Below are 18,680 nucleotides of genomic sequence, written 5' to 3'. Positions count from 1 at the left end.
GCGGGCATGATCAAGGCAGTCGTGACGGGCCACTCGCGTGGCCTGGGCGCCGCAATCGCGGCGGAACTGGTAACGCGCGGCATCCCCGTGCTGGGGCTGGCGCGCGGGCATGCGGAGATCGGCGAGGGCATGGAGCAGGCGGTCGTCGACCTGGGCAATGCCGCGGCGCTGCAGGCATTCCTGTCCGGCCACACGCTGCGCAGCTTCCTGGCGGGCTGCGACACCGCGCTGCTGGTCAACAATGCCGGCGTGGTGTCGCCGGTGGGGCCACTGGCCGAGCAGGATCCGGTGGCGGCGCTGTGCGCAGCCACGCTGAACGTCGGCGCACCGCTGGCGCTGTCTTCGGCGTTCGTGCAGGCCGCGCCCCAGGCCGAACGGCGCATCCTGCACGTGTCGAGCGGGGCGGGCCGTAGCGCGTATCCTGGCTGGAGCGTGTACTGCGCGACCAAGGCGGCGCTCGACCAGCACGCGCGCGCGGTGGCCCTGGATGGTGATCCAAGGGTGAAGTGCGTCAGCCTGGCGCCGGGCGTGATCGATACCGACATGCAGGCCGAGATCCGGGCGACGCCGGATGACAAGTTCCCGCTCAAGCAGCGTTTCGTCGATATGAAAGAGGGCGGCGTGCTGGTGGCGCCGGGCGATTGCGCAGCGGCGCTGGTGGATTGCTTGCTGGCGAAGGGCTTCGGGCGGGAGCCGGTGGATGATTTGAGGAATACCGGGCGCTAGGTGATTTCTTCGTAGAGGTCGCGCCAGGCGGGGTTGACGGACTGGATAAGATTGATTTTCCAGTCGCGGGGCCATTCCTTGATCTGTTTTTCTCGCGTGATCGCGGAAATGATCTCGGAGTGGACTTCGTACCAGACCAGGTGCTTTATCTTGTATTTCTTCGTGAAGCCTTCGACGAAGCCGCCTTTATGCTGCCAGACGCGGCGGATGAGGTCGGAGGTGACGCCGATGTACAGCGTGCCATAGGGACGGCTCGCCAGGATGTAAACGTAGGACGACTTTTCCATCGGGGTATCGTCGGGCCAGTAGCCGAACTTCGAGCTGACGGCACGCAAATAAACTTGGGTTCCGGCCTTCGCCGGAACGACGGTTTTAAGTGCGACACTTAAGATACCGCACCGAAATTTGTACCACTAGCTCGTCGTCCGGCGTAGGCCGGAACCCAAGTTCAGAAGCGTTCCAGCGCCGCACAATAAAAAAAGCCGCCCTAAGGCGGCTTCGGCTGAAGCTGAAAAGCTTACTGGCCGCGTTTTGCGCGTGCTTTCGCGGCGATGCGCATGCGCAGGGCGTTCAGCTTGATGAAGCCGCCCGCGTCGGCCTGGTTGTAGGCGCCGCCGTCTTCGTCGAAAGTGGCGATGTTCATGTCGAACAGCGAGTCGGTCTTCGAGTCGCGCGACACCACGATCACGTTGCCCTTGTAGAGCTTCACGCGCACCCAGCCGTTGACGGTCTTCTGGGTGTGGTCGATCAGGGTCTGCAGCGCGACGCGTTCCGGCGCCCACCAGTAGCCGTTATAGATCAGCGAAGCGTAGCGTGGCATCAGGTCGTCCTTCAGGTGCGCCACTTCGCGGTCCAGGGTGATCGATTCGATCGCACGGTGGGCCTTGAGCATGATGGTGCCGCCCGGGGTTTCGTAGCAGCCGCGCGACTTCATGCCGACGTAGCGGTTTTCCACCAGGTCGAGACGGCCGATGCCGTGCTTGCCGCCCAGGCGATTCAGCTCGGTCAGCACCTCGGCCGCGCTCATGCGCTTGCCGTTCAGGGCGACGATGTCACCGCGCTCGTATTCGATGTCGAGGTACTCGGCTTCGTTCGGCGCTTCTTCCGGCGACACGGTCCAGCGCCACATCGATTCCTCGGCTTCCGCGCTCGGGTTTTCCAGGTGGCGGCCTTCGAAGGAGATGTGCAGCAGGTTGGCGTCCATCGAGTAGGGCGCGCCACCGTTCTTGTGCTTCATGTCGATGTCGATGCCGGCGTCTTCCGCGTACTTCAGCAGCTTCTCGCGCGACAGCAGGTCCCATTCACGCCACGGGGCGATGATCTTGACGTCGGGCTTGAGTGCGTAAGCGCCCAGCTCGAAGCGGACCTGGTCATTGCCCTTGCCGGTCGCGCCGTGCGACACGGCGTCGGCGCCGGTCTCGTTGGCGATCTCGATCAGGCGCTTGGCGATCAGCGGACGCGCGATCGAGGTGCCCAGCAGGTATTCGCCTTCGTACACGGTGTTCGCGCGGAACATCGGGAACACGAAGTCGCGCACGAATTCTTCGCGCACATCGTCGATGTAGATGTTTTCCGGCTTGATGCCGAACTTGATCGCCTTGGCGCGCGCAGGCTCCAGTTCTTCGCCCTGGCCGAGGTCGGCGGTAAAGGTGACGATTTCGCAGTTGTAGTGATCCTGCAGCCATTTCAGGATGACCGAGGTGTCGAGGCCGCCGGAGTAGGCGAGAACTACTTTTTTAATGTCGCTCATGGAAGATTCCAGTGTGGGGAGGGAGGTGGGGTGGGGATGGTCAGCCGGCCCGCTTTTTGCAACAACGGGACCGACGATCAAACATATGGTTGTGGGTGGTTCAGGTTAAAAACAGCAAAAAAAATCCTCAGGCGGCTTCGTGGCAGACGGCTTCGATATTGTGGCCGTCGGGATCCAGCACGAAGGCGCCGTAGTAGTTCGCGTGATAATGCGGACGCGGTCCCGGCTTGCCGTTGTCGCGCCCGCCCGCCGCCAGCGCGGCCTGGTAAAAGGCATCGACCAGTGCGCGGCTGCCGACCCGGAAGGCCACATGCAGCGGTGGGTGATTCACCGGCCGTTCCGTGGTCGCGCCCGAGATCCAGAAATCCGGCTTGGGCGGCTCGCCGAAACCGGCGACGTCGGTGCTGCCGGTGACAGCCGCCGGGATCTCGGCCAGCAGCGCATAGCCGATCGGCGCCAGCGCCGCCGCGTAAAAAGCGCGGCTGCGGGCGAAGTCCGAGACGATGACGCCGGTGTGATCGATCATTACTTGTCCTCGATGCGGCCGAGCAGCAGGTATTCGATCAGGGCCTTCTGCACGTGCAGGCGGTTCTCGGCCTCGTCCCAGACGACCGACTGCGGTCCGTCGATGACTTCCGCCGCGACTTCCTCGCCGCGGTGCGCGGGCAGGCAGTGCATGAACAGGGCGTCCGGGTTGGCGCGCGCCATCTTGGCGGCGTCCACGATGAAGCCGTCGAAGGCCTTCAGGCGCTCGGCGTTTTCCTTTTCGTAGCCCATGCTGGTCCACACGTCGGTGCTGACCAGGTGCGCGCCTTCGCAGGCGTCCGAGGGGTTGTCGAACAGGGTATAGCGCTCGGTCGAGACCAGCTTCGGATCGATCTCGTAGCCCTTCGGCGTCGAGACGTTCAGGTGGAAGCCGAAGACCTCGGCCGCCTGCAGCCAGGAGTACAGCATGTTGTTGGCGTCGCCAATCCAGGCCACCGTCTTGCCGGCGATCGGGCCGCGGTGCTCGTAGTACGTGAAGATGTCGGCCAGCACCTGGCAGGGGTGGTGTTCGTTGGTCAGGCCGTTGATCACCGGGACCCGCGAATGCGCGGCGAAGCGCTCGATGATTTCCTGGCCGAAGGTGCGCACCATGATGATGTCGCACATGCGGGACATGACCTGGCCCGCGTCTTCCACCGGTTCGCCGCGGCCCAGCTGGCTGTCGCGCGTGTTCAGGTAGATCGCGGCGCCGCCCAGCTGGTGCATGCCGGCTTCGAAACTCAGGCGGGTGCGGGTCGAGCTCTTCTCGAACACCATCACCAGGGTACGGTCGACCAGCGGGTGGTAGACCTCATAGGCCTTGAACTTGCGCTTGATGACCTTCGCACGTTCGATGACGTACTCGAATTCGTCGAACGAGAAGTCGGAGAACTGCAGGAAATGCTTGATGGGCTTTGCGACTGGCATATCGTCTTTGCTTTACTGTTATCCCTTGAATTATAAGGGTTTTTATTTGACGTTAGGGAAAGCGGGTGAATTGATCAGTACAGGGTCTGCGAGGACTCGTGCAGCAGCTGCCCATACAGCTCGTGCCGCATCTTCGCGATCTTGCCTTCGCCGACCGCGCCCAGCACGGCGCACTGCGGTTCGGCCAGGTGGCGGCAGTTGTAGTACTTGCAGCCGCCGAGGTAGGGCTTGAACTCGACAAAGGCCCGTTCCAGCATGCCCTCGGTCAGGTGGTACAGCCCGAATTCCTGGAAGCCGGGCGAGTCGATGATCGAAGCGCCGCCGGGCAGCCAGTACAGGCGGGTGAAGGTGGTGGTGTGCTTGCCAGTGTCGAGCGCTTCCGAGATCTCGCGCACGGCGATATCGGCATCCGGCACCAAGAGGTTGATGAGCGAGGACTTGCCCATGCCCGACTGGCCGATGAAGATCGAGGACTGGCCCGCCAGCAGCGGCATCAGGGTCTCGACCGCATGCTCGGGCCGGGCGCGTGCCGACAACTCGTGCACCGGGTAGCCGAGCGAGGCGTACAGGCCGACGCGTTCGCGGGCGCGCGCCAGGGGCTCCTCGACGTCGACCTTGTTCAGGATGATGTGGGCCTCGATGCCGGCCGCTTCCGCCGCCACCAGCGAGCGCGAGACCAGGTCGTCGGCGAAGCTCGGCTCGGTGGCGACGACGATGAACAGGCGCGAGATGTTCGCCGCCAGCAGCTTCGATTTGTACTGGTCCGAGCGGTAGAGCAGGGTGGTCCGGTCCGCAATCTTCTCGATCACGGCCTGGTCGTTCGAGGTCCGTTTCAGGTGTACGACGTCGCCGACGGCCACGTTGGTCTTCTTGCCGCGCGTGACGCACTGCAGCTTTTCGCCGTTTGCATCGGCCAGGTAATGGCGGCCGTGGGCCGCGATGATGGTGCCAGTGAGATCGCTCATGCGCCACCCTGCTGCACGTAGAGTGCATCGGCTTTCGCCGCGCAGATAAAATCGTTCTCGCTCAGGGCGCCGCCCGCCGAATGGGTGGTGTAGGCCACGGTGCAGTGACGGTAGCGCACTGTCATGTCCGGATGGTGGTTCTCCGCTTCGGCCATGGTCGCCACCGCGTTCACGAAGGCGATGGTGGCGCGGTAGTCGGGGAAGGCATAGTCGCGCGCGATGGTGCCGTCGACTGCCTGCCAGGCCGGGACTTCGGCCAGTCGGGTAAGGATGGTGGCCGGGTCCAGCGCGGGCGCGCCGTGGATGCAGTGTGCGTCGAGGAGACTCATGCCGCCGCCATCGTCAGGTGTTTCACGCGCACCGAGGCCGGCGGGTGCGAATCGTAGAAGGCCGAATGCAGCGGGTCCGGGGTCAGGGTCGAGGCGTTGTCCTCGTACATCTTGACCAGGGCCGAGACCAGGTGGCTGCTATCGGTGTGCTTGGCGGCGAAGGCGTCGGCCTCGAACTCGTGCTTGCGCGAGGTGATCGAGCTCAGTGGCGACAGCACGAAGGTGAACACCGGCAGCACCAGCGCGAACAGGATCAGGGCCATGCCGTCGTTCGAGGCTTCCATCATCGGCAGCACGCCCAGGCCGGTGTAGAACCAGGCCTGGCCCTTCAGGTAGCCGAGCAGGGCGAGGAAGCCAAGCGAGAGCGCGAAGATCACGGCGATGCGCTTGATGATGTGGCGCAGCTTGAAGTGACCCAGTTCGTGCGCCAGCACGGCTTCGATCTCGTGCGGGTCGAGGCGCGAGAGCAGGGTATCGAAGAACACGATGCGCTTGTTGGCGCCGAATCCCGAGAAATAGGCGTTGCCGTGGGCGCTGCGCTTGCTGCCGTCCATCACGAACAGGCCCTTCGAGGCGAAGCCGACGCGCGCCATCAGGCCTTCGATGCGCTCCTTGAGGCTGACGTCCTGCAGCGGCGTGAATTTGTTGAACAGCGGCGCGATCACGGTCGGGTAGAGCACCATCATGAGGAGCTGGAAGCCGCTCCACACGCACCAGGCCCACAGCCACCACAGGTCGCCGCTTTTCTGCATCAGGGCCAGGATCACCCACAGCAGCGGCAGGCCGATCACGGCGCCCACCAGCGCGCCCTTGATCATGTCGGCAAACCACAGGCCAGGGGTCATCTTGTTGAAGCCGAAGCGCTCCTCGAGCACGAACTGGCGATACCAGTCGAAGGGCAGGTCGAGCAGGCTGGAGACCACCGCAAAGGCCACCACCAGGGCCATCTGGTGCGCCATGCCGGGGCCGGTAAGGCCCAGCAGCAGGGTGGACAGCGCCTGCAGCCCGCCCAGCAGGGTAAACCCGATCAGCACCACGCCGCCCCACAGCATCGTGACGATGCCGAGGCGGGTCTTGGCGATGGTGTAGTCGGCCGCTTTCTGGTGCGCCGCGAGCGGCACCTTTGGCGCAAACTCGGCGGGCACGCTGGCGCGGTGGCGCAGCACGTGGCGGATATGGCGGTTGGCCAGCCAGAAGCGCACGCCCAGCGTCAGCGCGAAGAAAACGACGAACAATACCGAAAAGCCGAGTGAAGACATTCTGTGCCTGTGAGAAAATGCAGGATTACGTGAAAAACTGATGCAGCATCCAAAATTAAAGAGAGAATTATGTCACAAGCTACACAAACCGAAGGCGCAGGCGCGGCCGTGCGTCCCAATGAATTCAACCTGGTCTGGGTCGACATGGAGATGACCGGGCTGGACCCGGACAACGACCGCATCATCGAGGTGGCGGTGATTGTCACCGACCCCGACCTGAACGTCATCGCCGAAGGCCCGGTCTTCGCCATCCACCAGTCCGACGAGACCCTGGACAAGATGGACAATTGGAACAAGGGCACCCACGGCAAGTCGGGCCTGATCGACCGCGTCAAGGCCTCGACCGTCACCGAAGCCCAGGCCGAGCTGGAACTGATCGCCTTCCTGAAACAGTACGTCCCGTCCAACAAGTCGCCGATGTGCGGCAACTCGATCTGCCAGGACCGCCGCTTCATGGCGCGCGGCATGCCGAAGCTGGAAGCCTTCTTCCATTACCGTAACCTGGACGTGTCGACCCTGAAGGAACTGTGCCGCCGCTGGAAGCCGGAACTGGCCTCCGGTTTCAAGAAGCACCAGAAGCACACCGCGCTGGCCGACATCGTCGAGTCGATCGAAGAGCTGCGCTATTACCGCGAGCACTTCATCAAGCTGTAAATGTAATATGCACGCTCCGCCTGTTTTGCAAAATGCACCACAGGCAACAAAAAGGTGTGCGACAATCGGGCCATGGCCCCTTCATCGCACACCGGCTCCGATCTCGACGACGGCATGCGCATGCGCATCCGCCGCCACGACTGGACCCAGACCCCGCTCGGTCCAGCCGAAAACTGGCCGCCGGCGCTGCGCACCGCGGTCGACATGATGCTGCACTCGGCCTTCCCCATGTTCCTGGCATGGGGGCCGGACCTGACCTTCCTTTACAACGACGCCTATGTGCCGCTGCTCGGGCAGAAGCACGGCCGCGCCTTGGGCGAACGCTTTTCCAGCCTGTGGGCCGAGGTGTGGAACGAAATGGTGCCCCTGATCGACCGGGCCCTGTCCGGCAAGCCGGTGTACTTCGAGGACATGCCGATGACGGTGAACCGGCGCGGCTACCCCGAGCTGGCCACCTTCACCTTCTCGCACGCCCCCCTGATCGGCGACGACGGCCAGGTAGGCGGCCTGTTCTGCACCGTGATGGAAACCACGCGCCGCGTCGCCGCCGAGCGCCGCGCCGCCTTCGAGCTGACCGTGTCGGACGCGCTGCGTCCGCTGGCGTCGAGCGAGGAAGTGATCGCCACCGCCAGCGCGCTGCTGGGCGGCGAGTTGCACGCGGGGCGGGTGGTGTACGCCGAGATGGACCAGGCCACCGGCCGCTTCTCGGTGCCGCGCTGGTGGTCGCGCGACGGCCGCGCCATGTCCCAGCCCAGCTTCAGCCTCGATGAATTCGGCCCCGCCGTGGGCGCCGCCCTGCGCGGGGGCCACGTGGTGCGCATCCACGACACGGCGCGCGATGTGCGCACCATGGGCTACCGCAGCGCCTACATCGCCGACCAGATCGGCTCCTTGCTGGTCGTGCCGCTGGTGAAGTCGAACCGCCTGACCGCCTGCCTCGGGATCGACTGCCCGCAACCGCGCCACTGGAACGACGAAGACGTGCAGCTGGCGCGCGACGTGGCCGAGCGCACCTGGGCCGCGACCGAGACCGCACGCGCCCAGGCCGAACTGCGCGCCGAGCGTGACCGCAGCCGCCACATCTTCGACACCATCGCCGAAGGCTTCGCCGTGTTCGACGCCGACTGGACCATCCTGGAGATGAACGCCGAAGGCCTTCGCCTGTGCCGCATGACGGCGGAGGAGGTCGTCGGCCGCAACCATTGGGAGGTGTTCCCGCACACGGTCGACATGGATTCCGGCCGCATGTACCGCGAGGTGATGCGCACCCGGGTCGCCTCCGCCGCCGTCTATTCGCACACCTATCCGGACGGCCAGCGCATCTGGACCGAGGTGCGCGCCTACCCGATGCAGGACGGCAGCATCGCGTCCTTCTTCCGCGACATCACGGACCGCAAGCTGGCCGAGGAAAAGCTGGTCGAGGCCGATCACCGCAAGGACGAATTCCTGGCCATGCTGGCGCACGAGCTGCGCAACCCGCTGGCGCCGATCAGCGCCGCCGCCGAGCTGCTGCGCATCGGCGCGCTCGACGAAGCGCGGGTGCGGAGAAGCAGCAACATCATCGGGCGCCAGGTGCGCCACATGACGCGCCTGGTGGATGACCTGCTTGACGTCTCGCGCGTCACGCGCGGCCTGATTACGCTGGAACGCGCCCGCGTCGGCATGCGTGGCGCGGTGCAGGAAGCGGTGGAGCAGGTGCGTCCTTCGATCGACGCGCGCGGCCAGAAGCTGTCGGTGCACCTGCCGCCCTCATGGGCACTGGTGGAAGGCGACAAGGCGCGCCTGGTGCAGGTGGTGGCCAACGTGCTCGGCAACGCCACCAAGTACACGCCGGAGGGCCGCGCCATCGACCTGCGCGCCGAGGTGCGCGCAACGGGTGAGAACAGCGCGCTGGTGATCAGCGTGCGCGACGAAGGCATCGGCATGGACCGCGAGCTGACGGGCCGGGTGTTCGACCTGTTCACCCAGGCCGAGCGTTCGCCCGACCGCTCGCAGGGCGGCCTGGGTCTCGGCCTGGCGCTGGTGCGCAACCTGGTCGAACTGCAGGGCGGGACGGTCGGCTGCTCCAGTCCGGGCCTGGGCAAGGGCAGCACCTTCGTGGTCACGCTGCCGCTGTTGCCGGAAAGCGAGCCCGAAACGCTTCCGGCCGCTGCGGCGCCGCCGGCGAATCCGGCTGCGTTGAAGGTGCTGGTGGTGGACGACAACGTGGATGCGGCCGAGACGCTGGGCCTGCTGCTGGCCGCGCACGGCCACGAGGTGGTGATCGAACACGAGCCGCTGCGCGCGATCGAGCGGGCGCGCGGCGTGGCGCCCGACGTCTGCCTGCTCGACATCGGCCTGCCCGGGATCGACGGCCGCGAACTGGCGCGGCGCCTGCGCGCGCTGCCGGAAACCGCATCGAGCGTGCTGGTGGCGGTAACGGGATACGGCCAGCAGCAGGACCGCGAGCTGGCCTTCGAGGCCGGCTTCCAGCATCACCTGGTCAAGCCCGTCGACTTCGATACGCTGGCGCGGCTGCTGGAGACCGTGCGCGCGGTGCCGCAGGACGCCTAGCGCCGTCCGCGGTAGGGTTCACACCCGATGCCGTCGCCGTCGCGATCGAGGTGCGGCCCGTAGCCTGGCTCGCCGATCTTGACCGGAGCAGCGCCGGCGGCGCGCGCTGCGGCGCAGTTGGCGAATACACCGGCGCTGCGCGCGCTTCCCGAAGCGTCCGGCTTCGTCGTGGCGAGGTTCTGGGCCGGCGCGTACGAAGCGACGGCCGCCGTCGCCTTCGCGGGGCTGCGATGGCAGTGATAATCCCCGGTCTTGCGGTTGTTGTGACAGCCGTCCGCGGTCAAGCCGCCGCCGTGTGCGCTGGCTTGAAGCGAGAGTGAGCAGAGCGCCAGCGTGGCCAGGGCGCGAAACGCAGGTTTTTTCATGATCATCCCCTCGACTTTTCAGGTTCTATTGATTGTTGTAATTGCAGCAATCAGAGTAAGGAAAAAGATGAGGTGATGCAATAACCATGAGGATAAACCGCATCGCATGCATGCGATTGCCGTGAAGTGCGTGCAATCGCCGCATGGCGGGAAGCGGTTTGTTTGAAACGCTTACTTAACGCGATACGCCGCGCACAGCTTGTTGCCGTCCGGGTCGCGCACGTAAGCAAGGTGCAGCGGGCCCAGGCTGCCTTCGCGCAGGCCTGGCGGATCTTCGATCGAGGTGCCGCCATTGGCCACCGCGACGTCGTGGAACTCCTTGACCTGCTCGGGCGACTTGCACTTGAAGCCGATGGTGCCGCCGTTGGCCGGCGTTGCCTGCTCGCCGTTGATCGGTTCGCTGATGCCGAAGCTGCTGCCGTCGTGGCGGTAGAACAGGCGCTTGTGGCCGGTGTCCGCCACGTTGCGGAAGCCTTCGCCCGCGCCGAGCACGCCGAGGACGGCGTCATAGAAACGTTTGGAGCGCTCGATGTCGTTCGAGCCGATCATCACGTGATTCAGCATGTCGGTCCTCGCTCAGCGCATCTGGGTGTAGTTGACCGGGATGAAGCGGTAGCCCTTGCCCTCGTTGCGCAAGTAGCCCATGCCCGGGAACTGCAGGTGGGCGCCGCCGATCATGTAGCCGCCCTTGGCCGCGGCGTCGAACACCTTCTTGCGCGGAGCCGCAGCGGCCTTCTGGTCGTTGTCGAACTGGATCGTGATGTCCGGGTTCTCCATCTGCACCGCGGCGACGTGGATCAGGTCACCGATGACGTGCAGCTTCTGGCCGCCGCTCTCCACCATGTAGGTGGTGTGGCCGGGCGTGTGGCCGCTTGCCAGCTGCGAGCGGATGCCCGGGACCAGTTCGATGTCGCCTTCGAAGGCCTTGAAGCGGCCCGCCTTGACGTAGGGGCCGAGCGCAGCCTGGGCGCCCTTGAAGCTGTCCTTGTCCTTGGACTTCTCCATGTTCGCCTGGCTCAGCCAGTAATCCGATTCGAGCTTGTTGGCGCGCACCACCGCTTTCGGGAACACCGCGGCCGAGTTGCTGACCAGGCCGCCGATGTGGTCGCCGTGGAAGTGGGTGATGTAGATTTCGTCGACCTGGTCCGGCTGGTAGCCGGCGGCCTTCATGCTGGCCACCAGCTTGCCCAGGGTCGGGCCGAAGAAGGTGCCGGCGCCGCTGTCGATCAGGACCAGCTTGGTGCCGGTGTTGACCAGGTAGGCGTTGTCCGAGGTTTCGACCGGGGTCTTCAGGTGGGCAGCGGCCAGGGTGGCGCTGGTCTTCTTGACGTCCTGGGCCAGCAGGTCCTGCACCGGCAGGTCCACCGTGCCGTCCGACAGCGGGGTGATCTCGAATTTGCCGAGCATGATGCGGCTGTAGCCCGGGGCCGGGTTCTTCACCATCGGCGCGGCGGCCTGGGCGGCGCCGGCGACGCACAGGGCGGCGGCAACGAGTGCGGTGAGGGTGCGTTGTTGGAGTGTTTTCATCGCGGTTCCTTGTTGTTAGGTCAATGCCTTGCACATCCTACATGATTGCTTGTCGGAATGCTTACTGGCAGCTTAGCGGAGTACAGGCATGCGCAAGCTGTGGTGTAATGGCAGGTTCCATTGTTGTAGTTAATTTCCATGTTCTCCAGTTTGCTTCAGCGGCTGCAGCGCCTGCGCCCCGCCGGCCCCACCTCCTTTACCCGCCAGGTCCCGGCCGCCATCGGCGCGCTCGTCACGCTGCTCCTCACCGCGCTGGCCAGCCGCGCCGCGCTGGGCGCCGCCGCCGTTCACTCGCTGCCTTACCTGATCGCCCCGATGGCCGCGTCCGCCGTGCTGCTGTTCTGCCTGCCGGCAGCGCCGCTGGCCCAGCCCTGGCCCGTCATCGGCGGCAATGTGGTGTCGGCGCTGGTCGGCGTGGCCTGCGTCCAGGCGGGCGATCCGCTGGTCGCGGCGCCGCTCGCGGGCGGTCTGGCGATCGCGGCGATGGCCTCGCTGCGCTGCCTGCATCCACCCGGCGGCGCGGTGGCGGTGACGGCGGTGCTGGGTGGAGCGGCGGTGCACCAGGCCGGCTTCTGGTTCGTGCTGGCGCCGGTGGGATTGAATTCGGTACTGATGGTGCTCGGTGCGATGGTCTGGAACAAGCTGTCCGGGCACGCCTATCCGCACGTGCAGCCGGCCGCACAGCCGCCCGAGCAGAAGGCGGGCTTCGCCAAGGAAGACCTGGACGCGGCGCTCGACAGCTACGGCGAGACGCTCGACGTCAGCCGCGACGACCTGGCCTCGATCTTCGCCGAGACCGAACAGCGCGCGGCCGAGCGGCGCGCGCGCCTGCACCATTGCGGCGAGCTGGCCAGGCCGGTGCCGGCGACCCTGCGTCCCGACATGCCGCTGGCGGCCGCGCGCGCCTTGCTGGTGCGGCACGGCGTGCCGGCCTTGCCGGTGCTCGATGCCGACGGCCGCCCGGTGGGCGTGCTGAGCATGTCGAGCCTGGTGGCGGCTGGCGGCAGCGCCAGCCGTCCCTTGCCGGCGCGGGCGCGCCGCGCCACGGCGCTGTTGTTCGGGCACGATACGGTGCCGACGGTCGGCCAGCTGCTGGAGCCGGACTTCATCGCGGTCAGAGAGACGGCGCCGGTGACGGCGATGCTGGCGCGCTTCCATGACGGTGCGCGGCAGGTGTTCGTGGTGGATGGGGAAGGGAGGCTGACCGGGATGGTGCAGCCGGGGGACCTGCTGGTGGGACTGGACCTGGGATTGCAGGATGCGGCCGCCTGAGGGCGGCCGCTTGAATGACAATCAGCTCGACTCGGCGCCGCAGCACTTCTTGAACTTCTTGCCGCTGCCGCAAGGGCAATCGTCGTTGCGGCCGACCTTCGGCTCCTCACGCTTGACGGTTTCGACCGCGCCTTTGCGCAGCGGCAGCCAGTAGCGGTAGATGGCAGGGATGTTGGCCTCGATCTGCAGCGCCAGCCCGTGCGCCTTATGCGGGTCTTCGACTTCCTTGAGTTCCTCTTCCTCGATCTCGTCCGCGCCCAGCAGGTAGATCGGGCGCATCAGTTCGGCGACCTCGGAATCCCAGATCGGGTCCCAGGCGCCCGGACGCAGTTCCATACCTTCCCAGAAGCCCCAGCACCACGCTTCGGCATCGATCAGGGTGTCGCTGCCGATCTCGTGCTCGCAGAACAGCGGCTCGAATTCCTTGGGCGCGGCTTCGAAGGTGATCAGGACTTCGTTCATGAAGCGCATGATCAGGTTGAGGATGCGCTGTTCTTCCTTGCTGTTCTTCCACTTCGGCGCCTGCTTGCCATCCTCGCCCCAGACACGCGGCAGCCACTCGGCAGGCATGATGGTTTCCGGACCGATCGCGATTGCGGTCAGGTAGCCGTGCAGGGTGTCCATCGTCATCGCGTCCTCGGGGGAGCGATCGGACAGCAGGAACTGGTCAAGTTCGTCGAATTCTTTTTCGGTGAGGGGCTCGTCGAGATGCATGGGGTGCTCTTGTTGCGTTTTGAAGGCGCCAGTGTAACGCCTGCGGCCTGCGAGAGCACGGAAAACGTTTGATTACACCGTTGGCCGATGAGCCGTCGCCCCGGCGGAGGCCGGGGCCCAAGTTCGTTGCGTCACGTTGGCGGGTGAACGCAAGCGGTTGTGATTAGCGGACAAACTTGGATTCCCGCCTGCGCGGGAAGTCATGGGCGCCAGTGGCGCGCATGACGGTCTTTAGGCTGCGTGTTCTAAAGTCTGCAACTCAGCGCTTGGCCGCGAACGCCTTCGTCAACGCATCCGCCGCATACTGCTCCGCTTCCTTCGCCTTCGTCACCACCGCGCCCATGCCGAAGAACTCGTGCGTCACGCCGCTCCATTCGCGGTAGTCGACCGCCACGCCGTCCTTCTTCAGCTTGTCAGCATACTGCTTGCCCTCGGTGAGCAGCGGGTCGATCTCGGCCGCGACGATGGTCGCCGGCGGCAGGCCCTTGAGCGAGCTCGCCTTCATCGGCAGCGCGTACGGGTTCTTCGGATCGCCGCCGTAATGCTTGAAGAACCAGCCCATCATCGCCTTGTTGAGGGGCTTGGCGTTGGCGTTGCGCTTGTAGGATTCGTTGTTCATGTCGTCGTTCACGACCGGATACACCAGCAGCTGGTGCAGCGGCAGCTGGGCTTTCTTGTCGCGCGCCATCATCGACACCACGGTTGCCAGGTTGCCCCCGGCCGATTCGCCGCCGACCGCCACGCGCATCGGGTCGCCATTGAAGTCCTTGGCATGCTGGATGGTCCAGAGGTAGGCGGCATAGGCGTCTTCCGGCGCGGTCGGGAATTTGTGCTCGGGCGCCTGGCGGTAATCGACCGACACCATGATGGCCTTGGCCATCTTGGCCAGGGCGCGCGGCGACGCCTCGTACACCTTGGTGTCGGCGATCACGAAGCCGCCGCCGTGGAAGTAGACCATCACCGGGAAGGGGCCGGCGCCTTCCGGCGTGAAGATGTGGACCGGGACGCTGCCGCCCTTGACCGGCACGTTCATGGTCTTCATCGTCACGCCCGGTTCCGGGGCGGTGCTCTTGCCCATCTGGGTGAGCACTTTCTTGACCGCGTCGGCCGGGGTCGGCTGCTTGCGCGCTTCCGCCGGCGTCAGCTTGTCGATCGGCTTCGGGTTCAGCGACGCGTGGGCGTCGAGCACCTTCTGCATGTCGGCGTCGGCCTTGGGCGGCTGCGGCGACTGCGCCTTGGCGGCGTTCCAGACAAAGGCCGCGGCGACGGCGGTCAGCGCAAGCGGGAGTACCTTCTTCATATTCTTTTCCTCTTTGAAAAGGCCGTATGCCACGCGAAGCGCGTTCAGGTACGTGCCAAATCCGATAATTGCCCGCGCCGGCATGCAGACTCTGTTCGTGCGCGCACCAAATCCGTCAATTTCTGAGCGTTTAGGCAGGAAGGCAGGGCGGCGCTTACAATGCGTGAATGGATAATTTGCCTACTGAAGCATCGAGCCAGACCCATCCGTTCGCGCGGCTCGACCCGCAGGCGGTGCTGGAGGCGGTCGAGAGCGTCGGCCTGTTCGGCGACGGCCGTTTATTGGCCCTGAACAGTTACGAGAACCGCGTCTACCAAGTCGGCCTGGAGGAGGGGCCGCCGGTGGTGGTCAAGTTCTACCGCCCCGGGCGCTGGAGCGACGCCGCGATCCTCGAGGAACACGCGTTCGTGGCCGAGCTGGCCGAGCAGGAAATCCCGGCAGTGCCGGCAAGCGTGATCGACGGGCGCACGCTGCATGAATTCGCCGGCTACCGCTTCTCCGTGTTCCCGCGCAGGGGCGGACGGGCGCCGGAACTGGGCGACCCGGCCACCCTGGAGTGGATCGGGCGCTTCATCGGCCGCATCCATGCCGTCGGCGGCACGCGGCCGTACGGGGCGCGGCCGGAACTGAACCTGCAGACCTTCGGACGCGAGCCCTTCGCATATCTGCGGACCCACGACTTCATTCCGCCTGAACTGGCAGCCACCTGGGCCAGCGTGGTCGAGCAGGCCTTGAGCGGCGTCGAGCGCTGCTACGAGCGCGCAGGCGAGCTGCCGCTGTTGCGCCTGCACGGCGACTGCCACGGCGGCAACGTGCTGTGGACGCCGGATGGCCCGCACTTCGTCGACTTCGACGACAGCCGCATGGGCCCGGCCGTGCAGGACCTGTGGATGCTGCTCTCGGGCGAGCGCCAGGAGATGGTGGGGCAGATGGCCGACGTGCTGGCCGGCTACGAGGACTTCTGCGAATTCCACCCGCGCCAGCTCTACCTGGTCGAAGCGCTGCGCACGCTGCGCCTGATCCACTATTCGGCCTGGCTGGCGATGCGCTGGGACGACCCGGCCTTCCCGGCGGCTTTCCCCTGGTTTCACACCCAGCGCTACTGGCAGGACCGCATCCTCGAGCTGCGCGAACAGGTGGCGCTCATGGATGAGCCGCCCCTGTGGCCGGTATAGCAAGGAATTGCGCCGCTTTTGCCGTCCAGTTCGGCGTGACAGCCTTGCTGGATTTGCCGGATAATCGGCAGGACGCAGCTTGCGTCCACCCTTGAAGACGACCATGGAACCCATCAAGCCCGATCCCGACAAGTACGACGACAGCGATTTCACGATCGACCTCTCGCATGCGGGCAGCGTCATGCCGGCCCAGAGCGCCGGCCGGGCGCCGATGGAAATGCGCGAGATCCAGGAAGCCATCGCCCGCGTCGAGGCCGAGGCCAAGGCCAACGTGGCCGCCGAGAGCCGGGCCCACGCCGAGTCGCGCGCCCGCTCGCTGGCCGAGGAGCGCGCTGCGATGGACGCGGCCGCCACCGCCGCCGCGCTGGCCAATGCCCAGGCTTCGGAAGAGGCGATCGCCGCCGACCGTGACCGCCTGGAATCGCTGCGCGCAGCCGCCCAGGCCTCGAACGAGCGCCTGGAAGCGATCCGTCAGGAGACCGCCGAACTGCGTGCCCGCGTCCAGGCTGAAACCGAAACCCGCATGGCGGCCGAGTCCCGCTCCCGCGCCGAGGAAGAAGCGCGGCGCCGCGCCGCCGCCCAGGTGGAAGCCCAGGCCGAGATGGCGGCCCAGGCTACACGCGCGGCCGAGGAGCTCCTGGTGCAGACCGAGCAGGCGCGCCTGCAGGCCGCCGAACGCATGGCGGCGGTGGAAGCGGCCAAGGAAGAAGTGCTGCACAACGCCAGCGCCGACGCGCGCGTGGCGATCCTGGCGCGCGAGCGCGAGCGGGCCGAACGCGGCGCCCGCCAGACCGCCGAGAAGCTGGCCCAGGCCGAAGCCGAGGCACTGGAATTGACCCAGCAGCGCGAACGCGCCGACCAGGTCGCGCTGGCGTCGAGCTTTGCGCGCGCGGCCGCCGAAGCGCGGGCGCTGGAAGAGGCGCGCGCGCTGGCCCACATCGAACAGGAACGCGAAGCGATCGCGCTGGCGCAGGCCGAGTCCGAGCGCGTTGCCGCGCAATCGCTGCGCATGCGCCTTCAGGCTGAGAAGGAGCTGCGCGACGCCGCCACCCACCGCGAGCGCATGGAACAGATGGCCGCCGCCAGCGCCGAGGCCCGGCGCGAGGCGGAAACCCGCATCCTGGCCGCGACCGAGGCCCGCATCGAAGCCGACCGCAAGCTGCGCGAGGTGTCCGAGGAACGCGCGCGTGCCGAGGAAGAGGCGAGCGAGCAGGTGAGGGCGCGGGTGGAAGCCGAAGCCGTCGCCGCCGACCATGCGCGCGTGCGCGCCGCGGCCGAGGAAGCGGCGGCGCAAGCCGCCCGCCGCCAGGCCGAGGAAGAACAACGCGAACGCGCCCTGTTCGAGGAACGCGCGCGTCTCGCGGTGCAGGCGGCCGAGGCCAAGGCGCAGGAAAACGCATTGGAAGAGGCGGCGATGGCTGCCGTGCGGCAGCAGGCCGAGGTCCAGCAGCAGGCCGTGGAAGCGGCCCGCCAGCGCGCCGAGCAGGCCGAACGGCTGGCCCAGGCCGAGCGCGAGCGTGCGGCCGCCGAGGAAGCGGCCCTGGCGCGCGAGCAGGAACGCCTGCTGGCCGAGCAGGAACTGACGCAGGCTGCCCAGGCGCGCGAACAGGCGGCGCAGGCGGCCAGCGCCCAGCTACGGGAACAGGTGGAGGCCGAGCAGCGTGCCGAAGCGGCGCAGCAGGCTGCGTTGGAAGCGCAGCGGGCCCAGGCGCACGCCGCCATCGCAGAAGCGGAGCATGCCGAAGCGGCCGCCGCGGCCCAGCAGGCGCAGGCGCGCCGTGCGGCCGAACTGGCGCAGGTGCAGGCCGAGCGGGCCGAGGCCGAGCGGCGCCAGCAGGCGCTACTGGATGCGGCGATCCTTGAAGAACGTGCCGCGACTGAGGCGGCGCGCGAATCGCTGGCCCTGGTGGAGCGCAAGCTGGCTGCACAGCGCCAGCAGGCGGCGTCGGATGCGCGCGCCAACGAGGCGGCATCGGCGCGGCTGGCGTCGGAACAGGCTGCGGCCCAGGCCGCCCAGACCCGTGCTGCCGCCGAAGAAGAACAGGCCAGGCTGGCGCGCGAGCGCGAGGTGCTGGAACAGGCGGCGCTGCAGGCGGCCGTCGAGAAGCGCGAAGCCCAGCGCGCGCTCTTGGCGCACGCCCAGCGCCATGCCGAGATGCAGCGCAAGGCGGCCGAGGCGACCCAGCGCATGGCGGATGCACGCAAGCAGCTGGCCGACCTGGAGTCGCAGCGCTTCGATGAGCATACGCAGGAACTCGGCGCTACCGAGCGGGCCATCGGCGAGCGCAAGGCGGAAGCCGAGCACCGCGTGGCCTCGGTGAACATCACGCGCGAAGTACTGGGAAGGTTCAAGCAGATGCCGCCGGCGTCGGCCTCACAGGCGGTGACGCGGCTGGCGGATGTGATTGCGAATCAGCGCAAGCTTGAGGAGTGATTCTCGAGCGCTAGCGGGGCGCTGCGGAAGTCAAATTGGGTTCCGGCCTTCGCCGGAACGACGGTTTTTGGATTAACGCAGAGTGGTCGCACACTCCTGTCTAACCCGCACCCTCAGCACGTCATCCCGTGACTAGGCGTCCCCCTTGGCCGGGATCCAAGTTGACGGTGATATGCCGAACGTATTAATAGCACCCAATTAATAC

General features: G+C 66.4%; 18 protein-coding genes. 6 read left to right on the top strand and 12 right to left on the bottom strand.

The features are described 5' to 3' along the window. Positions 1 to 6: 6 nt before the first annotated feature. Positions 7 to 726 (top strand): SDR family oxidoreductase, encoded by a 720-nt coding sequence (locus GV068_RS02115; RefSeq protein WP_159695774.1) that lies wholly within the window; start codon positions 7 to 9, stop codon positions 724 to 726. On the opposite strand, the gene GV068_RS02110 is transcribed toward GV068_RS02115, so the two are convergent. The 7 genes from GV068_RS02110 to GV068_RS02080 form a co-directional block, all read right to left on the bottom strand. Next, positions 723 to 1,013, bottom strand: a complete 291-nt coding sequence (locus tag GV068_RS02110; protein WP_159695773.1) for a GIY-YIG nuclease family protein — start codon at positions 1,011 to 1,013, stop codon at positions 723 to 725. The genes GV068_RS02115 and GV068_RS02110 overlap by 4 nt on opposite strands. A 230-nt stretch (positions 1,014 to 1,243) precedes the next feature. Further along, complete coding sequence (locus GV068_RS02105; protein ID WP_159695772.1) at positions 1,244 to 2,476, bottom strand: argininosuccinate synthase; 1,233 nt, start codon at positions 2,474 to 2,476, stop codon at positions 1,244 to 1,246. 127 nt (positions 2,477 to 2,603) lie between these two features. Beyond that, a complete protein-coding gene (locus tag GV068_RS02100; RefSeq protein ID WP_159695771.1) occupies positions 2,604 to 3,002 on the bottom strand; it encodes a VOC family protein in 399 nt (132 codons plus the stop codon). Then, on the bottom strand, positions 3,002 to 3,928 hold the full coding sequence (gene argF, locus GV068_RS02095; protein WP_159695770.1) for an ornithine carbamoyltransferase: 927 nt from the start codon (positions 3,926 to 3,928) through the stop codon (positions 3,002 to 3,004). Before argF ends, GV068_RS02100 begins: the two co-directional genes overlap by 1 nt. 74 nt (positions 3,929 to 4,002) lie before the next feature. Further along, entirely contained in the window at positions 4,003 to 4,893 is an 891-nt protein-coding gene (gene rsgA / locus GV068_RS02090; protein WP_159695769.1) for a ribosome small subunit-dependent GTPase A, read from the bottom strand. Beyond that, complete coding sequence (locus tag GV068_RS02085; protein ID WP_159695768.1) at positions 4,890 to 5,222, bottom strand: 4a-hydroxytetrahydrobiopterin dehydratase; 333 nt, start codon at positions 5,220 to 5,222, stop codon at positions 4,890 to 4,892. The genes rsgA and GV068_RS02085 overlap by 4 nt, the downstream gene beginning before the upstream one ends. Then, positions 5,219 to 6,481, bottom strand: a complete 1,263-nt coding sequence (locus tag GV068_RS02080; protein WP_159695767.1) for a M48 family metallopeptidase — start codon at positions 6,479 to 6,481, stop codon at positions 5,219 to 5,221. The genes GV068_RS02085 and GV068_RS02080 overlap by 4 nt, the downstream gene beginning before the upstream one ends. Positions 6,482 to 6,550: 69 nt before the next feature. Between GV068_RS02080 and orn the strand changes: the two genes are divergently transcribed. Continuing rightward, positions 6,551 to 7,135 (top strand): oligoribonuclease, encoded by a 585-nt coding sequence (gene orn / locus GV068_RS02075; protein WP_159695766.1) that lies wholly within the window; start codon positions 6,551 to 6,553, stop codon positions 7,133 to 7,135. 72 nt (positions 7,136 to 7,207) lie between these two features. After that, complete coding sequence (locus tag GV068_RS02070) at positions 7,208 to 9,688, top strand: ATP-binding protein (protein WP_229463606.1); 2,481 nt, start codon at positions 7,208 to 7,210, stop codon at positions 9,686 to 9,688. Here GV068_RS02070 and GV068_RS25070 read toward each other — a convergent pair. From GV068_RS25070 to GV068_RS02055, 3 genes are all read right to left on the bottom strand, one after another. Beyond that, a complete protein-coding gene (locus GV068_RS25070) occupies positions 9,685 to 10,053 on the bottom strand; it encodes an excalibur calcium-binding domain-containing protein (RefSeq protein ID WP_159695765.1) in 369 nt (122 codons plus the stop codon). The genes GV068_RS02070 and GV068_RS25070 overlap by 4 nt on opposite strands. Before the next feature lie 171 nt (positions 10,054 to 10,224). Continuing rightward, entirely contained in the window at positions 10,225 to 10,617 is a 393-nt protein-coding gene (locus tag GV068_RS02060; RefSeq protein ID WP_159695764.1) for a VOC family protein, read from the bottom strand. A gap of 12 nt (positions 10,618 to 10,629) precedes the next feature. Next, positions 10,630 to 11,580: an MBL fold metallo-hydrolase gene (locus GV068_RS02055; RefSeq protein WP_159695763.1), complete on the bottom strand. Its 951-nt coding sequence runs from the start codon at positions 11,578 to 11,580 to the stop codon at positions 10,630 to 10,632. Positions 11,581 to 11,718: 138 nt separating this feature from the next. Between GV068_RS02055 and GV068_RS02050 the strand changes: the two genes are divergently transcribed. After that, positions 11,719 to 12,852, top strand: a complete 1,134-nt coding sequence (locus GV068_RS02050; protein ID WP_159695762.1) for an HPP family protein — start codon at positions 11,719 to 11,721, stop codon at positions 12,850 to 12,852. A gap of 21 nt (positions 12,853 to 12,873) precedes the next feature. On the opposite strand, the gene GV068_RS02045 is transcribed toward GV068_RS02050, so the two are convergent. After that, complete coding sequence (locus GV068_RS02045; protein ID WP_159695761.1) at positions 12,874 to 13,566, bottom strand: UPF0149 family protein; 693 nt, start codon at positions 13,564 to 13,566, stop codon at positions 12,874 to 12,876. 259 nt (positions 13,567 to 13,825) lie between these two features. Next, complete coding sequence (locus tag GV068_RS02040) at positions 13,826 to 14,866, bottom strand: alpha/beta hydrolase (RefSeq protein ID WP_201303232.1); 1,041 nt, start codon at positions 14,864 to 14,866, stop codon at positions 13,826 to 13,828. Between the two features lie 167 nt (positions 14,867 to 15,033). Between GV068_RS02040 and GV068_RS02035 the strand changes: the two genes are divergently transcribed. Together GV068_RS02035 and GV068_RS02030 are read left to right on the top strand one after the other, a co-directional pair. Next, complete coding sequence (locus GV068_RS02035; RefSeq protein ID WP_159695760.1) at positions 15,034 to 16,041, top strand: serine/threonine protein kinase; 1,008 nt, start codon at positions 15,034 to 15,036, stop codon at positions 16,039 to 16,041. A gap of 103 nt (positions 16,042 to 16,144) precedes the next feature. Next, positions 16,145 to 18,475 carry a hypothetical protein gene (locus GV068_RS02030; protein WP_229464602.1) on the top strand — a complete coding sequence of 777 codons (2,331 nt, stop codon included), beginning with the start codon at positions 16,145 to 16,147 and terminating at the stop codon, positions 18,473 to 18,475. The last annotated feature ends 205 nt before the right edge of the window (positions 18,476 to 18,680 follow it).

The sequence above is a fragment of the Massilia sp. 9I genome (assembly GCF_902506415.1).
Taxonomy (GTDB): Bacteria; Pseudomonadota; Gammaproteobacteria; order Burkholderiales; family Burkholderiaceae_D; genus Telluria.
Note: the sequence above shows the minus strand (reverse complement) of the source record. Positions and strands in the feature narration are given on the sequence as shown.